General features: G+C 65.3%; 14 protein-coding genes. 8 read left to right on the forward strand and 6 right to left on the reverse strand.

What is annotated here, in order from left to right; translation table 11 throughout:
- Positions 1-10 precede the first annotated feature (10 nt).
- From FHW92_RS01315 to FHW92_RS01330, 4 genes are all read left to right on the forward strand, one after another.
- Positions 11-403, forward strand: a complete 393-nt coding sequence (locus FHW92_RS01315) for a c-type cytochrome (protein WP_168601416.1) — start codon at positions 11-13, stop codon at positions 401-403.
- Positions 400-1,860 carry an aldehyde dehydrogenase gene (locus FHW92_RS01320; RefSeq protein ID WP_168601417.1) on the forward strand — a complete coding sequence of 487 codons (1,461 nt, stop codon included), beginning with the start codon at positions 400-402 and terminating at the stop codon, positions 1,858-1,860. The genes FHW92_RS01315 and FHW92_RS01320 overlap by 4 nt, the downstream gene beginning before the upstream one ends.
- 62 nt (positions 1,861-1,922) lie before the next feature.
- A complete protein-coding gene (locus tag FHW92_RS01325; RefSeq protein ID WP_172249117.1) occupies positions 1,923-2,864 on the forward strand; it encodes a transporter in 942 nt (313 codons plus the stop codon).
- 57 nt (positions 2,865-2,921) lie between these two features.
- Complete coding sequence (locus FHW92_RS01330; protein ID WP_168601418.1) at positions 2,922-4,019, forward strand: FUSC family protein; 1,098 nt, start codon at positions 2,922-2,924, stop codon at positions 4,017-4,019.
- A gap of 5 nt (positions 4,020-4,024) precedes the next feature.
- Here the strand turns inward: FHW92_RS01330 and hisC are convergent, their stop codons facing one another.
- Positions 4,025-5,086, reverse strand: a complete 1,062-nt coding sequence (gene hisC, locus FHW92_RS01335; protein ID WP_168601419.1) for a histidinol-phosphate transaminase — start codon at positions 5,084-5,086, stop codon at positions 4,025-4,027.
- A 650-nt stretch (positions 5,087-5,736) separates the two neighbouring features.
- On the opposite strand from hisC, the gene FHW92_RS01340 reads away from it, so the two are divergent.
- The gene (locus FHW92_RS01340; protein WP_168601420.1) at positions 5,737-8,187 is read left to right on the forward strand and encodes a TonB-dependent receptor; all 2,451 of its coding nucleotides are present in this window, start codon (positions 5,737-5,739) and stop codon (positions 8,185-8,187) included.
- 54 nt (positions 8,188-8,241) lie between these two features.
- Entirely contained in the window at positions 8,242-11,208 is a 2,967-nt protein-coding gene (locus tag FHW92_RS01345) for an amidohydrolase family protein (protein WP_168601421.1), read from the forward strand.
- 4 nt (positions 11,209-11,212) lie between these two features.
- On the opposite strand, the gene FHW92_RS01350 is transcribed toward FHW92_RS01345, so the two are convergent.
- Complete coding sequence (locus tag FHW92_RS01350; RefSeq protein ID WP_168601422.1) at positions 11,213-11,851, reverse strand: XRE family transcriptional regulator; 639 nt, start codon at positions 11,849-11,851, stop codon at positions 11,213-11,215.
- A gap of 15 nt (positions 11,852-11,866) precedes the next feature.
- Here FHW92_RS01350 and FHW92_RS01355 point away from each other — a divergent pair, with 15 nt between their 5' ends.
- A complete protein-coding gene (locus FHW92_RS01355; protein ID WP_168601423.1) occupies positions 11,867-12,766 on the forward strand; it encodes a DMT family transporter in 900 nt (299 codons plus the stop codon).
- Here FHW92_RS01355 and FHW92_RS01360 read toward each other — a convergent pair.
- Together FHW92_RS01360 and FHW92_RS01365 are read right to left on the reverse strand one after the other, a co-directional pair.
- Positions 12,729-13,148 (reverse strand): thioesterase family protein, encoded by a 420-nt coding sequence (locus tag FHW92_RS01360; protein ID WP_168601424.1) that lies wholly within the window; start codon positions 13,146-13,148, stop codon positions 12,729-12,731. The two genes, FHW92_RS01355 and FHW92_RS01360, sit on opposite strands and share 38 nt — an antisense overlap.
- Positions 13,145-14,845: a c-type cytochrome gene (locus FHW92_RS01365; protein ID WP_168601425.1), complete on the reverse strand. Its 1,701-nt coding sequence runs from the start codon at positions 14,843-14,845 to the stop codon at positions 13,145-13,147. The genes FHW92_RS01360 and FHW92_RS01365 overlap by 4 nt, the downstream gene beginning before the upstream one ends.
- A gap of 113 nt (positions 14,846-14,958) precedes the next feature.
- On the opposite strand from FHW92_RS01365, the gene FHW92_RS01370 reads away from it, so the two are divergent.
- Positions 14,959-16,113 (forward strand): AI-2E family transporter, encoded by a 1,155-nt coding sequence (locus tag FHW92_RS01370; RefSeq protein ID WP_168601426.1) that lies wholly within the window; start codon positions 14,959-14,961, stop codon positions 16,111-16,113.
- A gap of 6 nt (positions 16,114-16,119) precedes the next feature.
- On the opposite strand, the gene FHW92_RS01375 is transcribed toward FHW92_RS01370, so the two are convergent.
- Together FHW92_RS01375 and FHW92_RS01380 are read right to left on the reverse strand one after the other, a co-directional pair.
- Positions 16,120-16,683: a DsrE family protein gene (locus FHW92_RS01375; protein ID WP_168601427.1), complete on the reverse strand. Its 564-nt coding sequence runs from the start codon at positions 16,681-16,683 to the stop codon at positions 16,120-16,122.
- Between the two features lie 60 nt (positions 16,684-16,743).
- Entirely contained in the window at positions 16,744-17,088 is a 345-nt protein-coding gene (locus tag FHW92_RS01380; protein WP_168601428.1) for a RidA family protein, read from the reverse strand.

The raw sequence follows: 17,088 nt of genomic DNA on the forward strand, positions 1-17,088 counted from the left end.
GGATAATTGCATGACGAAACAGATTTTCCGGGCCGCCTTCGCGGCGGCCCTGCTTTTTGGCGCGCCTGTGCTGGGCGCCAATTCGGCGCAGGCGGTGGGCGATCCGGCGCGCGGAAAGGCCGCGTTTCAGGCCCAATGCGCGATCTGTCACGCCACGGTTCCGGGCAAGACTCTGGTCGGCCCCAGCCTTGCGGGCGTGGCCGGGCGCGCGGCGGGCAAAGGGGCGGGTTTTGCCTATTCCCCCGCGCTGGCCAAGGCCGGGGTCAAATGGGATGCGGCTCATCTCGACCTCTGGCTGACCGGGCCTGCCAAATTGGTGCCGGGCAATCGGATGCCTTATGCGGGCATGGCCAATGCGGCCCAGCGCGCCGATGTCGTGGCCTATCTGGGCACGCTGAAATGAGCGCCCCGCTTGATGTCGTCCTGCTGATCAGGGGCGAGGACAGGGCGGCAAGCGACGGCGCCACGTTTGATCGCCATGGCCCGCTGGGCGATGGCGTGGCCAGTCGCGCGGCGGCGGCCACGGTGGCGGACGCGGATGCCGCCGCCACCGCTGCGGGCGCGGCTTTGCCCGCATGGGCCGCGCTGGGGCCGAATGCCCGCCGCCGCCTGCTGCTGGACGCCGCCGATGCGATGGAGGCGCGCGCCGCTGACTTCATCGCCTGCATGGCGGCGGAAACCGGGGCTTCGGCGGGCTGGGCGGGGTTTAACGTCCATCTGGGCGCGGGGCTGCTGCGAGAGGCCGCCGCGCTGACCACACAGGTCAAGGGCGAGACGATCCCCTCGGATCGGCCCGGTTGCCATGCGATGACGGTGCGCCGCCCGGCCGGTGTGGTGCTGGGCATTGCGCCGTGGAATGCGCCGGTGATCCTGGGTGTGCGCGCCATCGCAACGCCGCTGGCCTGCGGCAATACGGTGGTGCTCAAAGCCTCCGAGCAATGCCCGGCCACCCATCGTCTGATCGGGGCGGTGCTGCGCGATGCGGGGTTTCCGGCGGGCGTGGTCAATGTCATCACCAATGCGCCCAAGGATGCAGGCGCGGTGGTGGCCGCGCTGGTGCGGCATCCGGCAGTGCGGCGGATCAACTTTACCGGATCGACCCATGTGGGCCGGATCATCGCCACGCTGGCGGCGCAGGAGTTGAAGCCCTGCCTGCTCGAACTGGGCGGCAAGGCGCCGATGGTGGTGCTGGACGATGCCGATCTGGATGCGGCGGTCGCGGCGGCGGGTTTCGGCGCCTATATGAACAGCGGCCAGATCTGCATGTCGACCGAGCGGATTATCCTTGAACAGCCGATTGCGGACGCTTTCGTCGCGCGTTTCCGTGAACGTGTCGCGGGCCTTGTCGCGGGCGATCCGCGGCGGGAAAATGCCCCCCTTGGCTCGGTGGTGGATGAGGCCACCGCCGATCGCATCCGCCATCTGGTGGCCGATGCGGTGGACAAGGGCGCGGCGGTCTATGGCGACTGGCTGCGCCCCGGCACGCTGATGCCCGCGATCCTGCTCGACGGCGTGACGCCCGAAATGCGGATCTATGCCGAGGAGAGCTTTGGCCCGGTCACCACGATCCTGCGCGCGGGTGATGAGGAGGAGGCGGTGCGGATCGCCAATGACACTGAATATGGCCTGACCTCGGCGGTGTTCAGCCAGAATATCGCGCGGGCGCTGCGCGTGGCCGACAGGATCGAGGCGGGCATGGTGCATATCAACGGCGCCACCGTCCATGACGAGGCCCAGATGCCTTTCGGCGGCACCAAATCCTCGGGCTACGGCCGCTTTGGCGGCGAGGCGGGGATTGCCGAATTCACCGAGCTGAAGTGGATCACCATCGACACGCAAACGCCGCATTGGCCGATCTGAACTACGGGCCGGGCGCGGCAAAACACGCCCGGCCATTTTCATAAAAACAGGGAGATATGAGGATGTTGCGCAAGTTTGCTCTGTTGTGCTGCGCGCTGTTCGCAGCCGCTCCGGCCTATGCAACCGAAAGCGGCGGCGGGGTCTATCCGCTGGGCGCCGAGGGGGCGCTGGGCGGGGCCTTGCCGCCGCCGGGGGTCTATTATCTGGGCTATCTTCAGAATTACGAGGCCAACCGGTTTAATGACGGCAAGGGCGACAAGGGTCTGCTGCCCGATTTCCACGTAGATACGCAGGCCGCCGTCACGCGCCTCGTCTGGGTGACGGATCGCAAGGTGCTGGGCGGCGATTTCGCCATGCATATGGTCGCCCCGCTGGTGGCCGCGCAGGTCCGCGTGGCCGGCGCTCAGGGCCAGCAGACCGGCTTTACCGATGTCACCATCGACCCCTTCATTCTGGGCTGGCACTGGAAGAACGGGCTGCATGTCATCACCGGGATCGACGTGAATGTGCCCATCGGCCGCTATGACCGCACCAATCCGGCCACGGTCAGCCGCCATTACTGGAATGTCGAACCGATCATCGCGCTGGCCTATACCGGGCGCAAGGGGCTGCAGGTCGATGTCAAAACCATGTTCGACATCAATTTCACCAATCCCGATGCCCAGATCAACGGGCTGAACCCCACCGGGGCGCGTTATCGTTCGGGCAATGAGTTTCATCTCGAATATGCCGTGACGCAGGCGATCACGCCGCGCGCCAGTCTTGGCGTTTCGGGCTATTACTATGTTCAGACTTCATCGGACCGGGTGAACGATGCCTCGGCCCAGCGGGTGCTCGACGCTCTCGATGGCTTTAAGGGCGAGGCGGTGGCCGCCGGGCCGACGCTGCGCGTGGGGTTGGGCAAGGCGCAGTTGATCGGCACATGGCAGCATGAATTCACCGCCCGCTATCGCCCGCAGGGCGACAAGCTCTGGCTCAAGCTGATCCTGCCTGTGGGGCATTAAAGGTCCGTCGGTTCCTGGCCCCTTGCCAGCGGGCCGGGGGCAAGGCACTTGTCGGCCATGGCAAGCTTGTCCCCATCGCAGCAATTATCGGCCCTGGCGCGCAGAGAGTGGGCCGAACTCTCGCGCGTCAATTCCAGCCCGCGCCCGTGGCAGATGCCCTTTATGGCGGGCGTCACCTCGGCGGCGCCCGTGGCGCTGGGCCTTTGGCTGGGGGCCTTTTCGCAAGGGCTGATGGCGGCGCTGGGGACGATGGTGTTCGTCTATCTCACCAATGCCGGGATGGAGCGCCGCCTGCTGACGTTGATGGCGATGAGCTTTGCCATCACCGCCTGTTTTGCCCTCGGCCTGATCGCGGCGCTGGTGCATTTCGCGCCGGTGCCGGTGGTTATGGTGACGGCTACGCTGGTTTCGATGGGCTGTCGCTATCTGCGTCAGGGGCCGCCCGCCGCGATGTTTCCGGTGATGGCCTGCGCCATCGCACTTTTCGCCCATGCGCCGTGGGACCAGATCCCCGCGCGGGTGGGCATACTGTTCCTTGGCGCGATGTTTGCCGCCGCGATGGGCTTTTTCTACAGCCTTTATATCCTGCGCCAGCGTCCGCCTGAACCCGACCGGCCCGCGCCGCCTTTGTGTTTCGAGATTCTGGTGTTCGAGCCGGTGATGATCGGCATAGCGGCGGGTCTGGCGCTGGGGGTTGCCCAGGCGCTGGGGCTGGACAAGCCCTTCTGGGCCCCGGTCAGCGCGATTGCCGTGATCCAGTCGGCCAGCATGCGGATGATGTGGACCAAACAGATGCACCGCATCATCGGCACCGGCCTTGGCGTGGCGCTGGCATGGGGCATTCTCAGCCTTGAGCTTTCGCATGGCTGGCTGGCGGTGATGATCGGCGTGCTGACCTTTGTGATCGAGGTGGCGGTGGTGCGTCATTACGGCTTCGCCACGATCTTTATCACCCCGCTGGCCATCCTGCTGGGTCAGGCGCAGGCCGATATGGCCGCCTCGCCCGGCGCGATCACGCTGGCGCGGCTGGAGGATACGGTGGTGGGCTGTTTTGTGGCCGTGGCGGTGGGCATGGTGATGCATGCGCCGCGCGCGCGGGCGTGGGCGGCCGGGATATGGGCGCGATCCCTGCGGCCACCCAAGCCCGCAGGCTGATCCGCCTAACGGCTCAGGATTGCCTCCAGCGCCCCCAGCAGCGCGTCGACCTGATCGGCATTGCCCACGGTGATGCGCAGGAATGGATCGATCCGGGGCGCGTTGAAATGACGCACCAGGATCTTTTCCGTCCGCAGCGCCTGCGCCAGTTCCGCCCCGCCGCGCGACCTGTGGCGGGCAAAGACGAAATTGGCCTGCGAAGGCAGGACCGAAAAGCCCAGTCGCTCAAGCCCCGCCACCAGCCGCGCCCGGTTGGCGATGATGGTGGCCAGGCTCTGCTGAAAATAGGCCTCGTCGCCCAGCGAGGCCAGCGCCCCGGCCTGCGCCAGTCGATCGAGCGGATAGGAATTGAAACTGTCCTTCACCCGCACCAGCGCCTCGATCAGATGAGGTTGGCCCAGCGCATAGCCGACCCGCAACCCCGCCAGCCCGCGCGATTTCGATAGGGTGCGCACGATCAGCAGATTGGGATGGCGCGCGATAAGGGGCAGAGCGCTTTGCGCGCCGAAATCGACATAGGCCTCGTCAATCACCACCGGCGCATCGGGATGCATGGCCAGCAGCCGCTCGACCGCCTCCAGCCCCAGCCCGACCCCGGTGGGCGCATTGGGATTGGGCAGGATTATGGCTCCGGCCGCGCGGCGATAGTCCTCGACATTGACTCGCATCGCGCCATCCAGCGGCACGGTTTCATAGGCAATGTCGAACAACCGGCAATAGGTGGGATAGAAACTGTAGGTGATGTCGGGAAACAGCAGCGGGCCGTCATGCCTGAGCAAACCGGCAAAGGCATGGGCCAGCACCTCGTCCGAACCATTGCCGACGAACACATGATCGCGCGGCACCCCATGATAGGCCGCCAAGGCATCGCAGAGCGCGCCCGATTGCGGATCGGGATAAAGCTGCAACCCGGCGCGCGCGGCCGCCTCGATGGCCGGGCCGACGGCGGGCGAGGGGCCAAAGGGCAATTCATTGGTGTTGAGTTTGATCAGACCCTCAACACGGGGTTGCTCGCCCGGAACATAGGGCGACAGGCGGTGGACCAAAGGACTCCAGAACTGGCTCATGCGATTTCAACACTCCGACAAGGCGGCGGTCCTTGTATGGGGTGGGCGGGGCGGGGGCAACATCGGGGATCTGGGATATGGCATTAGGCGCCACAGGCCTTGTGCCCTGCCGATTTGCGGGCGGAGATAAAAGGTTGATTGCATCAATCAATCCGCCCCCGCGCGCGGAATGCGCCGCCGCTTTCCCCAATGCCAATATCCGGCGCAGCTTTCGCAAACACAGGCCCGGCGCGGGCGGCCGGTCCGGCGCCTTGCGGTTTCAGGCAATACGCCAATCTGCGCTGCCCCCCTGTTTGACACCCTGCGGCCAGTGTGAAACTTTTTGGACAAGTGTGAAGGATTGAGCGGTCGCCGTGCCGTCCACGCCCTTTGCGCGGCCGGGAGGATGCCCCTGCAAGGCAGGCAAAGCCAAAAGCACAGCACAAACAGGGGGAAATATGGAGCAAGCAACGACCGGCCGCGATCCGCCGCCAAGCGCCCTATCGCCGCATTCGGCCTTTTGCGTCGGGCTATGAATACTTCCAATAAAACCGCGCCGATTAAGCATTAGAGGCGGTCGCGTCCGCGCGTTTACTTCGCCCATCGGATCGCCGGTTTCCATCCGCCAGTTAAAATCGCCGCGCCTGCACGCGGCAACAGGGGACATATCCATGAACATTCGCGCCATGAAAACCCGCCACGGGCGCAAACTTGCCCTTACCGCATCCTGCGCGCTTGCCGCTCTGGCCAGCCCGGCGCTGGCCGCCGATGGAGAGCCGGACGCGGGCACAATCATCGTCACCGGCACGCGTCAGGTCGCCCGCAGCGCGACGCAGAGCCTTGCTCCCATCGATGTCCTTTCCACCAAGGATCTGCAGGCCAGCGGCAAGCAGTCGGTGCGCGATCTGCTGGGCACGCTGGTCCCCTCGATCAACGTGTCGAACAGCGGCGCGGGTGCCAGTTTTGCGGTGAAAACCCTGTCGCTGCGGGGCCTTGCGGGCGATCATGTGCTGATCCTCGTCAACGGCAAGCGCCGCCACAACACCGCCACGATGTTCATCAACGGCACCACCCAGAACGGTCAGTCGCCCGCCGACCTTGACCTGATCCCGTCCAATTCCATCGCCCGCGTCGAGGTGCTGCGCGATGGCGCATCGGCGCAATATGGCTCGGACGCGATCGCGGGCGTGGTCAATGTCATCCTGAAGGAAGACACCTCCGGCACGGCCACGATGCTGGGCGGCACCACCAAGGACGGTGGGGGCGAGAGCGGGCGAATCTCGGTGGACAAGGGCTTCAAGCTGGGCGAGGCCTCGCTGCACCTGTCGGCCGAAAGCTGGCTTCAGGCGCGCACGATCCGCTCGGCCCCCAATCCGGGGCAGTTCTATGCCCGCGTGGGCCAGCTCTACAGCGCCACCACCGGCGCTCTCGACCCGCGCGAGGCGACCGTCGACCGCAACGTCAACAAGGCGGGCCAACCGGCCAGCGAAGGCTTCAACCTTGGCTATGACCTCAATATCCCGGTCGGTGCGGTCAAATTCTACAGTTTCGGCACGTTCAGCCATCGCAACAATGACGCATGGCTGACCTATCGCTTCCCCGACGCCTCGAACAACATTCCCGAGATTTACCCCAACGGCTATTCGCCGCATCTGCATATCAGCGACCATGACTATCAGGTGACGGCGGGCATCAAGAGCCAGCCCGGCGGCGTGATCAATTTCGACTTCTCCTCCTCCTACGGGGTCAGCCTCGTCTCGCTGGTCGAAACCACCGCGCTCAACGCCTCGATGGGGCCAAACAGCCCGACCACCTTCTATATCGGGCGCACCAAGAGCACCGAATGGACCAACAATCTCGACCTGCAAAAGGACGTCAATCTGGGCCTGTACCAGCCGCTCTCGGTGGCGATTGGCGCGGAATACCGGCAAAGCACCTATGGCATCGAGGCGGGCGAACCGGCGTCCTATATTGACGGCGGCTATAAATCGACCAGCGGCCCCAATGCGGGCGTTTTGCGCACCAGCGGCTCGCAGGGCGTGACCGGCTTTGCCCCCAGCATGGCGGGCAGTTGGAAGCGCAGGGCGTGGAGCGCCTATGTCAACCTTGAGCAGAAAATCCTGCCCGGCGTCGAGGTCGCGCTGGCCGGTCGGCACGAGGATTATTCCGACTTTGGCAAGACCGACACCGGCAAGGTTTCGGCCCGCATCGAGCCGACCAAGGGCTTTGCCCTGCGCGGCACGGTCAGCACCGGTTTCCGCGCCCCCACGCTTCAGCAGCAGCATTATTCCTCGGCCAGCACGATCAATGTCAGCGGCGTGCTGCTGCCCGTCTCGGCGCTGCCGGTGGATTCGCCCGCAGGCATCGCGCTGGGGGCCAAACCGCTCAAGCCTGAACGGTCCACCAACTATTCGCTGGGTTTTGTGTTTAACGCGATTCCCCGCTTCAACCTGACGGTGGACGCCTATCAGATCAAGCTGAAGGACCGCATCCTGCTTTCCAGCACGCTGCAGGGCGCGGTGGTGCGTTCGGTGCTGGCCTCGGCGGGGATCACCTCTTCGGCGGGCGGCTTCTATTTCTCGAACTCCACCGACACGCGCACCCGCGGCATCGACATTGTCGGCACCTATCGCGCCGATCTTGGCGATCTGGGCAATGCCAATCTCAGTCTCTCGGCCAATTTCTCCGAGACGGTGTTCACCCGCGTGGATTCGGTCCCGGCGGTGCTGTCCTCGGCAGGGCTGGTGCTAATCGGGCGCGACCGTCAGGGCGACTTTACCGTGGGCACGCCGCGCAACAAGTTCATCGCCAATGTGGCATGGGAAAAAGGCCCCGCCGCGATCAACCTGCGCGCCACCCGTTATGGCCGGGTGACGCAGATGAACGCCAGCGCCGCCGGGCCGGACGCCAGCATCGACCCCAAGGTGATCTTCGACATTGACGCCAGCTATAAATTCACCAGCGGCATCAAGCTGGGCGTGGGGGCGAACAATATGTTCAACATCTATCCCAATACCTTGCCCACCTCGCTGCAGGGCAATGGTTTCACGCTCTACAATGCCTATTCGCCCTATGGGGTCAGCGGGGGCTTCTATTACGCTCGCCTCAGCTTTGCATTCTGATGATGTTTCCGGGGTCGCCGATGGCGGCCCCGCGCTTTCTGCGTGGAGTATGACATGAGTTTTGCCAAGCGCCCTCTCTTTCTGGCCTCGCCTGTCGCGCTGGCCCTTGCGCTGTTCGGGGCGCCCGCCATGGCTGCGCCCGCTAACCTGCCGCCCCCCGGCGGCGAGGCGCCGCAGGCCTTCGATGTCCACGCGGGCACATCCTATGCGGTCGCCGCCTCGCCCGATGGGCAATGGTTGGCCTTTGACCTTCAGGGCAGCCTCTGGGTGATCCCGACCAAGGGCGGCGAGGCCAGACGCATCACCGATTATTTCAACGATGCGCATCTGCCCACATGGTCGCCCGATGGGTCGCGCATCGCCTATTACGCCTATCGCGATGGCGATTATGACCTATGGACCGCGCGCGCCGACGGCAGCGATGCCAAGCAACTGACCCATGGCGAATTTGACGACCGCGAACCAAGCTGGTCGCCCGATGGCAAGAGTATCGCTTTCGCCAGTGAGCGGGGCGGCGGCTATGACATCTGGACCATCGACATCGCCACCGGCGCGCTGACCCAGCTTACCAAAGGCCCGCGTGAGGATCGCGCCCCTGCATGGTCGGCCGACAGCGCCACCATCGTTTTCTCCGGGGCAGGCAGCCTCTATTCCGTTCCCGCGCATGGCGGAGAAGTGACCACCCTGCGCACGGCTCCCACCGGCGCCCGCTATGACAGCCCCTCGCTGTCGGCCAAGGGCGAGCTGGCCTATGTCGTGGCCGATGGCGCGGGCAGCCATCTGGAGATTGACGGTAAACTGGTTTCGGGCAAGGAAAACGTCTTTCCCTTCCGCCCGTCATGGGTGGGGGGTGATGCCTATTACATTTCCGACGGGCTGATCCGCCGCCGCAATGGGGCGAAACTGGCCACGGTGCCTTTCACCGCGCGACTGGAGGTGGTGAAGCCGGTTTACGCCCGCGCCAAACGCGATTTCACCAGCACTGCCCCGCGCCGCGTGCTGGGCATCCAGCATCCCGCGCTTTCGCCCGACGGCAAGAGCATCGCCTTTGTCGCGCTGGGCGATCTCTATGTCGTCTCTTCGGCGGGCGGCAAGCCGCAAGCCTTGACCCACGACGAGGCGCTGGAGGCCGATGCCGCATGGTCGCCCGATGGTAAGAGCTTGGCTTATACCTCGGACAAGGGCGGCGGGTTGCCCCAGATCTGGGTGCGCGATCTGGCCAGTGGCAAGGACCGACAGGTAACCAGCAGCCCCAACCAGCCTTTGGGCGCGGCATGGTCGCCCGATGGGCGGCGGATCGCTTTTCTCGACACCGATGGCCGCTGGGGCGTCGCGGGGCTACAGGTGGTCGATGTGGAGAGCGGGGTGATGACCCGCCTGCAACCCAGCCTGCCGCAGCCGGGCAAGCCGACATGGAGCCCTGATGGCCGTTATGTCGCGGTTGCCTTGTCCAAGCCCTATTCCACCAGTTTCCGCGAGGGCAACAACCAGATATGGATGGTACCTTCCGATGGCAAAGGCATGCCTTTCTGGCGCGATGCGGACAAGGCCTCGCTCGATTCGCGCGGCGGGGGCGGGCCGGTTTGGTCGCCAGATGGGCAGAAGATGGCGGGTATTCAGGATGGCGTGCTGAAAATCTGGCCGGTGTCGCCCGACGGCACGGCGTTGGGAAGCCCGCGCGCCTATACGTCCGAAATCTCGCATTATCCGACGTGGAGCGGCGATGCGAAATCCGTGCTGTTTCAGGCGGCGGACAAGCTGAAGATCGTGAGCGTCGAGACCGGCGCTATCCGCGAGGTGCCGCTGGATTTCACCTATACGCTGGCCATTCCCAAGACGAAGATCGTCATCCATGCAGGCGGTCTGGTCGATGCGGTGAAGGACGCAACGCAGGCCAACAAGGATATCGTGATCGAGGGCAACCGCATTGCGGCCGTGCTGGACCATGACCCGAAGAATTACGCGGGCGCCGACAAGGTGATCGAAGCGCCGACCCTGACCGCCATCCCCGGCCTGATCGACCATCACGCCCATGCGCAGAAGGATTTCGGGGCCAACCTGCATCTGGCCTGGCTGTCTTATGGCATCACGACAGTGCGCGATCCGGGCAACCAGCCCTATGACGGGATCGAGGATCGCGAGGCCAGTGAGGCGGGCGTGCGGATCGGGCCGCGCATTTACACCACCGGGCCGCTGCTGGAATGGCGGCGGGTGTTTTACCGGATGGGCGTGGCCGTGTCCGGCCCGGCGCATCTGGAGCGCGAGATCGTCCGGGCGCGGGCGCTCAAATATGACCTCATCAAGAGCTATGTCCGCATGCCCGATTTCGGCCAGCGGCGTCTGGTCGAGGCGGCCCATGAGATGGGCGTGCCGGTGGCCACGCATGAGATCTTCCCCGCCGCCTATACGGGCGTCGACAATACCGAGCATCTGGGGGCGACCAGCCGGCGTGGTTTTTCGCCCAAGCAGGGGCCGCAGGGGCGGGTCTATGAGGATGTGATTCAACTGTTCGGTCGCTCTGGCCGGACGCTGACGCCCACCAATTTCGGATCGATCAACACTTTCCTTGCCAAGCATCCCGAATTCCGTCGCGATCCGCGCCTGTCGCTCTATCCCGAATGGGCGCGCAAGACGGTGAGCGAGGGTGAGGCACTGCCGCCTGCCTTGCTGTCGATGCAGGCGGGACAGTTGGAGGGGTTGAAGGCCATGAAGGCGGCGGGCACATTGATTACCGCAGGCACCGACACAATGATCGCGCCCAATCTTCAGGCGGAAATCTCCTCCTATGTCGATGGCGGCTTTACGCCCTTTGAGGCGCTGCAGACCGCCACGGTCAATTCGGCCCGCGCGCTCAATCTGGACGCGGGCACGATCGAGCCGGGCAAGCTGGCCGACATTGCGCTGGTCGAGGGCGATCCGCGCAAGGATATTGCCGCGACCTTCCGGGTTAAGCAGGTCATTACCAATGGCCGCCCCTTCACCGTGGAGGAGCTGATCGCCAAGGCGCAGCGCAAGCCGTGAGAGGTTACAGCACGCTGTTGCGCAGGAAATGCGTCACGACCTCGCCCGCATTGGCATAGGCATAGTGCTGATCGCTGGCAAAAACGCGGAACTCGCCGGGGTTCAGCAGGACCGTCTCGCTCTCCAGTTCCAGAGCGAGGCGGCCCTGCGTGACATAGATGATTTCGTGCCAACCGGACGGGTCGGGCTCGGCCTGATAGCGATGGCCCGGCGCCAGCGACCAGACCCAGAGCTGGGCCTCCTGCTGGGCGGGGGCGCTGCCCAGCAACAGGGCGTAATTGGCCGGATCACCGCCGCGCCACATGGTTTCGTTGACATTGCGCGGTTCGGCGCCGGGCGCCTTGACCATGGCCGTGAAATCGACCCCCAGCGCGATGGCCAGCCTGTCGAGACTGGCGAGGCTGACATTGGCCTCGCCGTTTTCGACGCTGATGATCATCCGGCGGCTGATGCCCGAGGCGTCGGCCAACGCCTGCTGGCTCATCCCTGCGGCTTGGCGGAAACGGCGCAGATTCTGGCTGACGTGGACGAGGACGTCGGATTTAGGCCCGTGCGATTTAGGGCCATCGGGCGTAGGCCCGTGCGATTTAGGGCCATCGGGCGTAGGCCCGTGCGATTTAGGGTTGTGCAGTATATTGCTCATTGCTAGTTGTGCATTATGTTGCACATCGCCGCCGCACGCAAGCCCGCATCATGGTCAATCAGCCGCGAGGAAATGGTCCTCATCGGCATCACCATGCTGTGGGGCACAACCTTTCTGATCGTCCACACCGCGATGCAATACAGCGGGGCGCTGTTTTTCGTGGGCCTGCGCTTCATGGTGGCGGGGGCAGGGGGCTGGCTGCTGTTTCGCCGGACAATGCGCGATCTTAATCGCCGCGAACTGGGCGCGGGCGCGCTGATCGGCTTTGCGATCTTTCTTGGCTATGGCCTGCAAACCTATGGCCTGCGCACGATCACCAGCAGCCAGTCGGCCTTTATCACCGCGCTCTATGTGCCGATGGTGCCGCTGCTGCAACTGGTGGTGCTGCGCCGGATGCCGCATATCATGAGCTGGATCGGCATTGCGCTGGCCTTTGCCGGGCTGATCCTGCTGGCCGGGCCAAAGGCGGGGCATATTGGCCTCAGCACCGGCGAGATGGCCACTTTGCTCAGCGCTGTGGCGATTGCCGCCGAAATTATCCTGATCAGCCGCTTTGCCCATGGCGTGGACAGCCGCCGCGTCACGGTGGTGCAATTGCTGGCCGCCGGGCTGTTTTCCCTGGCCGCCATGCCGCTGGCGGGGGAGACGCTGCCCGCCTTCTCGCCGGTCTGGCTGGTGGCCGGGGTGGGCCTTGGTCTGGCCAGCACGCTGATCCAATTGGCCATGAACTGGGCGCAAAAGACGGTGTCGCCCACGCGCGCCACGGTGATCTATGCGGGCGAGCCGGTGTGGGGCGGGATCGTCGGGCGCATCGCGGGCGACAGGCTGCCCGCGATGGCCATGCTGGGCGGGGTGCTGATCCTTGTTGGCGTGCTGGTCAGCGAGTTGCGCGGTTCTGCTCAAGACGCTCCATAAAGCGCTGCGTGTCGATGATCGCGCGGCGGTGCCTGCCTTCGCCGATCAGGCCGAAGTCATCATGGCAGGCTACGCGAAACTCCAGCCTGCGCCCCTCCACCGCGATCAGTTCGACCCGCGCGGTGATGGTCGCGCCCGCCAGCGTTGCGGCAACATGGCTGATATCGACATGGGTGCCGACACTGCACTGGCCGGGGGCCAGATGGGGGCGCAGCGCCAGAATGCAGGTGTTTTCGATAAAGCCCACCATCATCGCCGTGGCCAGCACCGGGGGCATATCGGCAAAACCGGCCCAGTCGGGCGTGACATGGGGCACGGTGTGGCGCTCGGCCACGACCATGCTTTCCTGATGGATCAGGCCCGGTGTCATGCCCTGTGTCATGGATGCGCCAACGTCCAGACATAGGCCGCCACCGCCTTGACATCCGCCGGTGAGAGCGCCGCGCCGCCCATGGCGGGCATGGCGCCGCTGGCCTTCTTGGGCTTGTCGACGCCCTTGGCGATCGTCGCGGCCAGCCCCTCGGGCGAGCCGTCGCTCCACAGGAAGTCCGGCCCGACCAGCGAGCCGCCCGCCATCGACCCGCGCCCGTCGCTGCCATGGCATCCCACACAGGTGCCGCCCTTGGCCTGACCCAGATAGATCGCGCGGCCCAGCGCGACCTGCTGTGCGGTCATTCCGGCGGGCAGGCTGCGCCCGGTGGCGGTGGCCTGCGTCGCCTTGGCCTCGACCTTGCGCGCAGGCGTCAGCGGCGCATTGGCCGCCCCGCGATAGGTGATGCGCCAGATCCGCCCGCGCACATCATCGGCCACATAGAGCGCGCCATCCGGCCCCACGGCCAGCCCGGCAGGGCGATGCTGCGCGCGGCCCGGCTCTTTGAATCCTCCGACAAAACCATCGGCAAAGCGGATCCATTTCCCGCTCGCCTTGCCCTCGCGCAGGGGCTGGAAAGCCACGAGATAGCCATCCTGCGGCGCGGGGGCGCGGTTCCATGAACCGTGAAAGGCGATGAAGGCGCCCTGCTGATAGGCGGCCGGGAAAGCCTTGCCGGTGTAGATCGCCACATCATTGGGCGCCCAATGCGCGGGGAAGGCCGCCACAGGCATATCTTTGCCCGCGCAGGCGCCCTGCAGCTTGCCGTCACCGCCATATTCAGGGGCCAGCTTGTGCCGGTTTTCAAACCCGTCGAAATAGCAGGTCGGCCATCCGAAATCAGCGCCCTTGTGGGGCGAGAACAGGATTTCGGCGGGCAGTTCGACGCCCTGCTGCTCGGTGTAATATTGGCTCCAGTTCTGGCCCAATTGGTCGCGGCCATGCTGGGTGGCGAAAATGCGGCCCGCGCTGTCAAAGGCGATGCCGCCGGTGTTGCGGATGCCGGTGGCCCAGCGCGCCTCGGGGCTGAAGGTCTGTCCTTCCTTGTCCGCGCGATAGGCCCAGATGCCCGCCCGCGTCAGCGCCTCGGTGCAGGGGACAAGGCCCTTGGCGCCGGGCTGTCGATTGGGGCTTTCGCAGGCATTGCTGGCCGAACCGGAATTGACCAGCAGCGTGCCGTCACCCTGAATGGCGAAGGGATGCATCGGGTGATCGCCCGAGAGCGGCAGGCCCGACAGCACCGTCGAACCCGCGCCCGCCGGGGTCAGGGCGCCCGGTTTCATCGGATAGCGCACAATCGTGTCATGCTCTTCGACAAACAGCGCGCCATGCCACAGCGCGATGCCGGTGCCGCCATGGCCGCCCTTGGCCTCCACGCCGCCAAAGCGCGCGGTCCTGTCGGCCACGCCGTCGCCATTGCTGTCGCGCAGGGCGATGACAAAGCCCCCATCGGGCGCGGGCGGCGCATTGCGGAAATAGCGGCCCGACCATGAATTGACATAGACCGTGCCATCCCCCGCCACGGTCAGGTGGCGCGTATGCCCCAGATTGTCGGCAAAGACCGTGGCGCAGAAACCGGGCGGCAGCGACAGGCCGCCATTGTTCCTGGCGCAGCCCGCCGCAGGCGCCTTTCCGGCGGCGGTCAGGGCATGGGTGCCGCACAACAACAGCGGGGCAGCCAGCAGGGCGGCGCGCAAAGCAAGACGCATGGACCTATCCTCCGGAAATCAGGGTGTGCTTCGCATATCAGTCTGCGGCGCGGCGGGAAAGGTCCCGCAGGGGGCATCTGGCGCAAGAAGCAAGCATGGGTTAGCCTGTTGCCATGCATGACGAACCGCACGCCGCCCCGCCCGGAACCTGGATTTCGCCCAAGCCCCACGCATGGCGGCGGGAACAGAAGATCGCGGCGCTGGTGGCCATCGCGCTGCTGGGAATCGCCGGGTGGTGGACCTTGCGCCCCTTTTGGCATGCGCTGGGCTGGGCGGCGATTTTTGCCGTCTCGCTCTGGCCGCTCTATCAGCGCTGCGTGCGCCGCTGGCCCAGAGGGCAAGCGGTGGCGCTGCCCGCCGCCTTCACGCTGTTCATCCTGCTGATCTTTGTCATCCCGCTGGTGATGGTGGCCAATGCGGTGTTTCATGACACGATCTCGCTGGCGCAATGGCTGGCCGTGGCGCGGGTGCAGGGGGTGCCGGTGCCCGAAGTACTGCACCATCTGCCCTATGGCGAGCAGGCGGCGGTGTGGTGGCAATCGGCGCTGGGCACGCCTGAAGGGATCAGCCGCCTGTCGCAACATGCCGGGCCTTCCTCGGGTCTGTCGCTGGGCACGGGGGAAAAGATCCTTGGCGGCTTGGCGCATCGGCTGTTGCTGGTGGGCTTTATGCTGATGACGCTGTTTTTCCTGCTGCGCGATGGGCAAAGCGTGGCGCAGGCGATGCGCGTGGCCACCCGCCGCGCCTTTGGCCTGCCGGGCGAGAATGTGGCCGATCAGGCGGTGCTGGCCATTCGCGGCACAGTCAACGGGCTGGTCATCGTCGGCTTTGGCGAAGGGCTGATTCTGGGCGTGATCTATGGCCTTGCCGGGGCCAGCCATGCCGCGCTGCTGGGGCTGCTGACGGGTCTGCTCTCGGCGATCCCGTTTGGGGCGACGGTGGCGGTGGTGGTGGCCGCGGCCATTCTGGTGGCGGGGGGCAAGCTGCTGGCGGCGGCGGTTGTCGCGGTGATCGGGCTGGCGCTGGTCTTTATCGCCGACCATTTCGTGCGCCCGGTGTTCATCGGCGGATCGACCCGGTTGCCCTTCATCTGGGTGCTGCTGGGCATTCTGGGCGGGGTCGAGGGCTGGGGCTTGATCGGCCTCGTCATGGGGCCTGCGGTGATGGCGGTGCTGATGCTGCTGTGGCGCGAATGGATCGGCGCGGTGAAAGGCCCGCTCAACCCCGTGCGCGGCGAAAGCGCGGCGGCGGAGCGGGCCGAGAGCTGAGACGGATCAGTTGTTCAGCACGGCATATCCGTCATTGGCATAGGTGATCTGCACCAGGGTTGCCGCCTCGGCCACCTCGATGCCGGGCAGCAGTTGATCGCGGGCAATGTTGCGCCCCGCCGCCCATTGGCCGCAGACCATCATCCGCACGCCCGCCTGACGCAGCGCGTTGAAGATCACCTTGTTCGGATTGTCGATATTGTATTTCTTGCGATATTCCGCATCACTCAGCACCGCATCGGCCGCCGCTCCATAAAGGATCATTGCAAAGGAAATATGCGAGGCTGGCACTTTGGCCGCAATCAGCCCATTGAGCTGTGAGGCCACGCGCCCAAAGGCGGGCAGGGTCTGCGCCGGATCGGACGCGCCGGTCGCCGCGCTGAACAACGCCTTATAGCTGCGCTTGGGATCGCGGGCGACAGCGGCGCCGGGAATTTCGACATAGCCGTTGCTGCCCGCGATGGCGGGCGGGGTGGGGGCGGGCCACACTCGGGCTTCTGCCGCATGGGCCGCCAGCGGAGCGCCCAGCGCCCCCAGAATAGCGATAAAACGCAATGTGATATCCATCATGGTCTTGATCTCCCAAGACCATGATGGGGCATGGGCGGCCTATACTCAAGCCGCCATTTTTTATGCCTTGGCGGCGGTGACGATGATCTCGACCTTGTAATCGGGCGTCGCCAGTTTCGATTCGCCGGTCGCGCGGGCCGGGGGCGCAATATCGGCCACCCATGCATCCCACACCTCATTCATCTCGGCAAAATCGCCCATATCGGCCAGCCAGATCTGCGCCATCAGCATATGCGCCTTCGAACTGCCCGCCTCGGCCAGCAGCCGCTCGATTTCGGCCAGCACGGCCCGAGTTTGCTCAGTAACGGTCTCACCTTCCTCGCATTGGCCCGAAAGATAGATCGTGTCGCCATGGATCACGGCCTGGCTCATGCGCTGGCCGGGTTCGATACGGGTAATGGTCAT

It is taken from the genome of Novosphingobium sp. SG707, assembly GCF_012275515.1.
Classification (GTDB): Bacteria; Pseudomonadota; Alphaproteobacteria; order Sphingomonadales; family Sphingomonadaceae; genus Novosphingobium.

Coding starts and splice junctions, on each gene's coding strand:
- FHW92_RS01325 (WP_172249117.1), top strand. CDS start 1,923: ATGTTGCGCAAGTTTGCTCTGTTGTGCTGCGCGCTGTTCGCAGCCGCT.
- FHW92_RS01355 (WP_168601423.1), top strand. CDS start 11,867: ATGTTGCACATCGCCGCCGCACGCAAGCCCGCATCATGGTCAATCAGC.
- FHW92_RS01330 (WP_168601418.1), top strand. CDS start 2,922: ATGGCAAGCTTGTCCCCATCGCAGCAATTATCGGCCCTGGCGCGCAGA.
- FHW92_RS01345 (WP_168601421.1), top strand. CDS start 8,242: ATGAGTTTTGCCAAGCGCCCTCTCTTTCTGGCCTCGCCTGTCGCGCTG.
- FHW92_RS01350 (WP_168601422.1), bottom strand. CDS start 11,851: ATGAGCAATATACTGCACAACCCTAAATCGCACGGGCCTACGCCCGAT.
- FHW92_RS01315 (WP_168601416.1), top strand. CDS start 11: ATGACGAAACAGATTTTCCGGGCCGCCTTCGCGGCGGCCCTGCTTTTT.
- FHW92_RS01370 (WP_168601426.1), top strand. CDS start 14,959: ATGCATGACGAACCGCACGCCGCCCCGCCCGGAACCTGGATTTCGCCC.
- FHW92_RS01380 (WP_168601428.1), bottom strand. CDS start 17,088: ATGACCATTACCCGTATCGAACCCGGCCAGCGCATGAGCCAGGCCGTG.
- FHW92_RS01360 (WP_168601424.1), bottom strand. CDS start 13,148: ATGACACAGGGCATGACACCGGGCCTGATCCATCAGGAAAGCATGGTC.
- FHW92_RS01320 (WP_168601417.1), top strand. CDS start 400: ATGAGCGCCCCGCTTGATGTCGTCCTGCTGATCAGGGGCGAGGACAGG.
- FHW92_RS01375 (WP_168601427.1), bottom strand. CDS start 16,683: ATGATGGATATCACATTGCGTTTTATCGCTATTCTGGGGGCGCTGGGC.
- hisC (WP_168601419.1), bottom strand. CDS start 5,086: ATGAGCCAGTTCTGGAGTCCTTTGGTCCACCGCCTGTCGCCCTATGTT.
- FHW92_RS01365 (WP_168601425.1), bottom strand. CDS start 14,845: ATGCGTCTTGCTTTGCGCGCCGCCCTGCTGGCTGCCCCGCTGTTGTTG.
- FHW92_RS01340 (WP_168601420.1), top strand. CDS start 5,737: ATGAACATTCGCGCCATGAAAACCCGCCACGGGCGCAAACTTGCCCTT.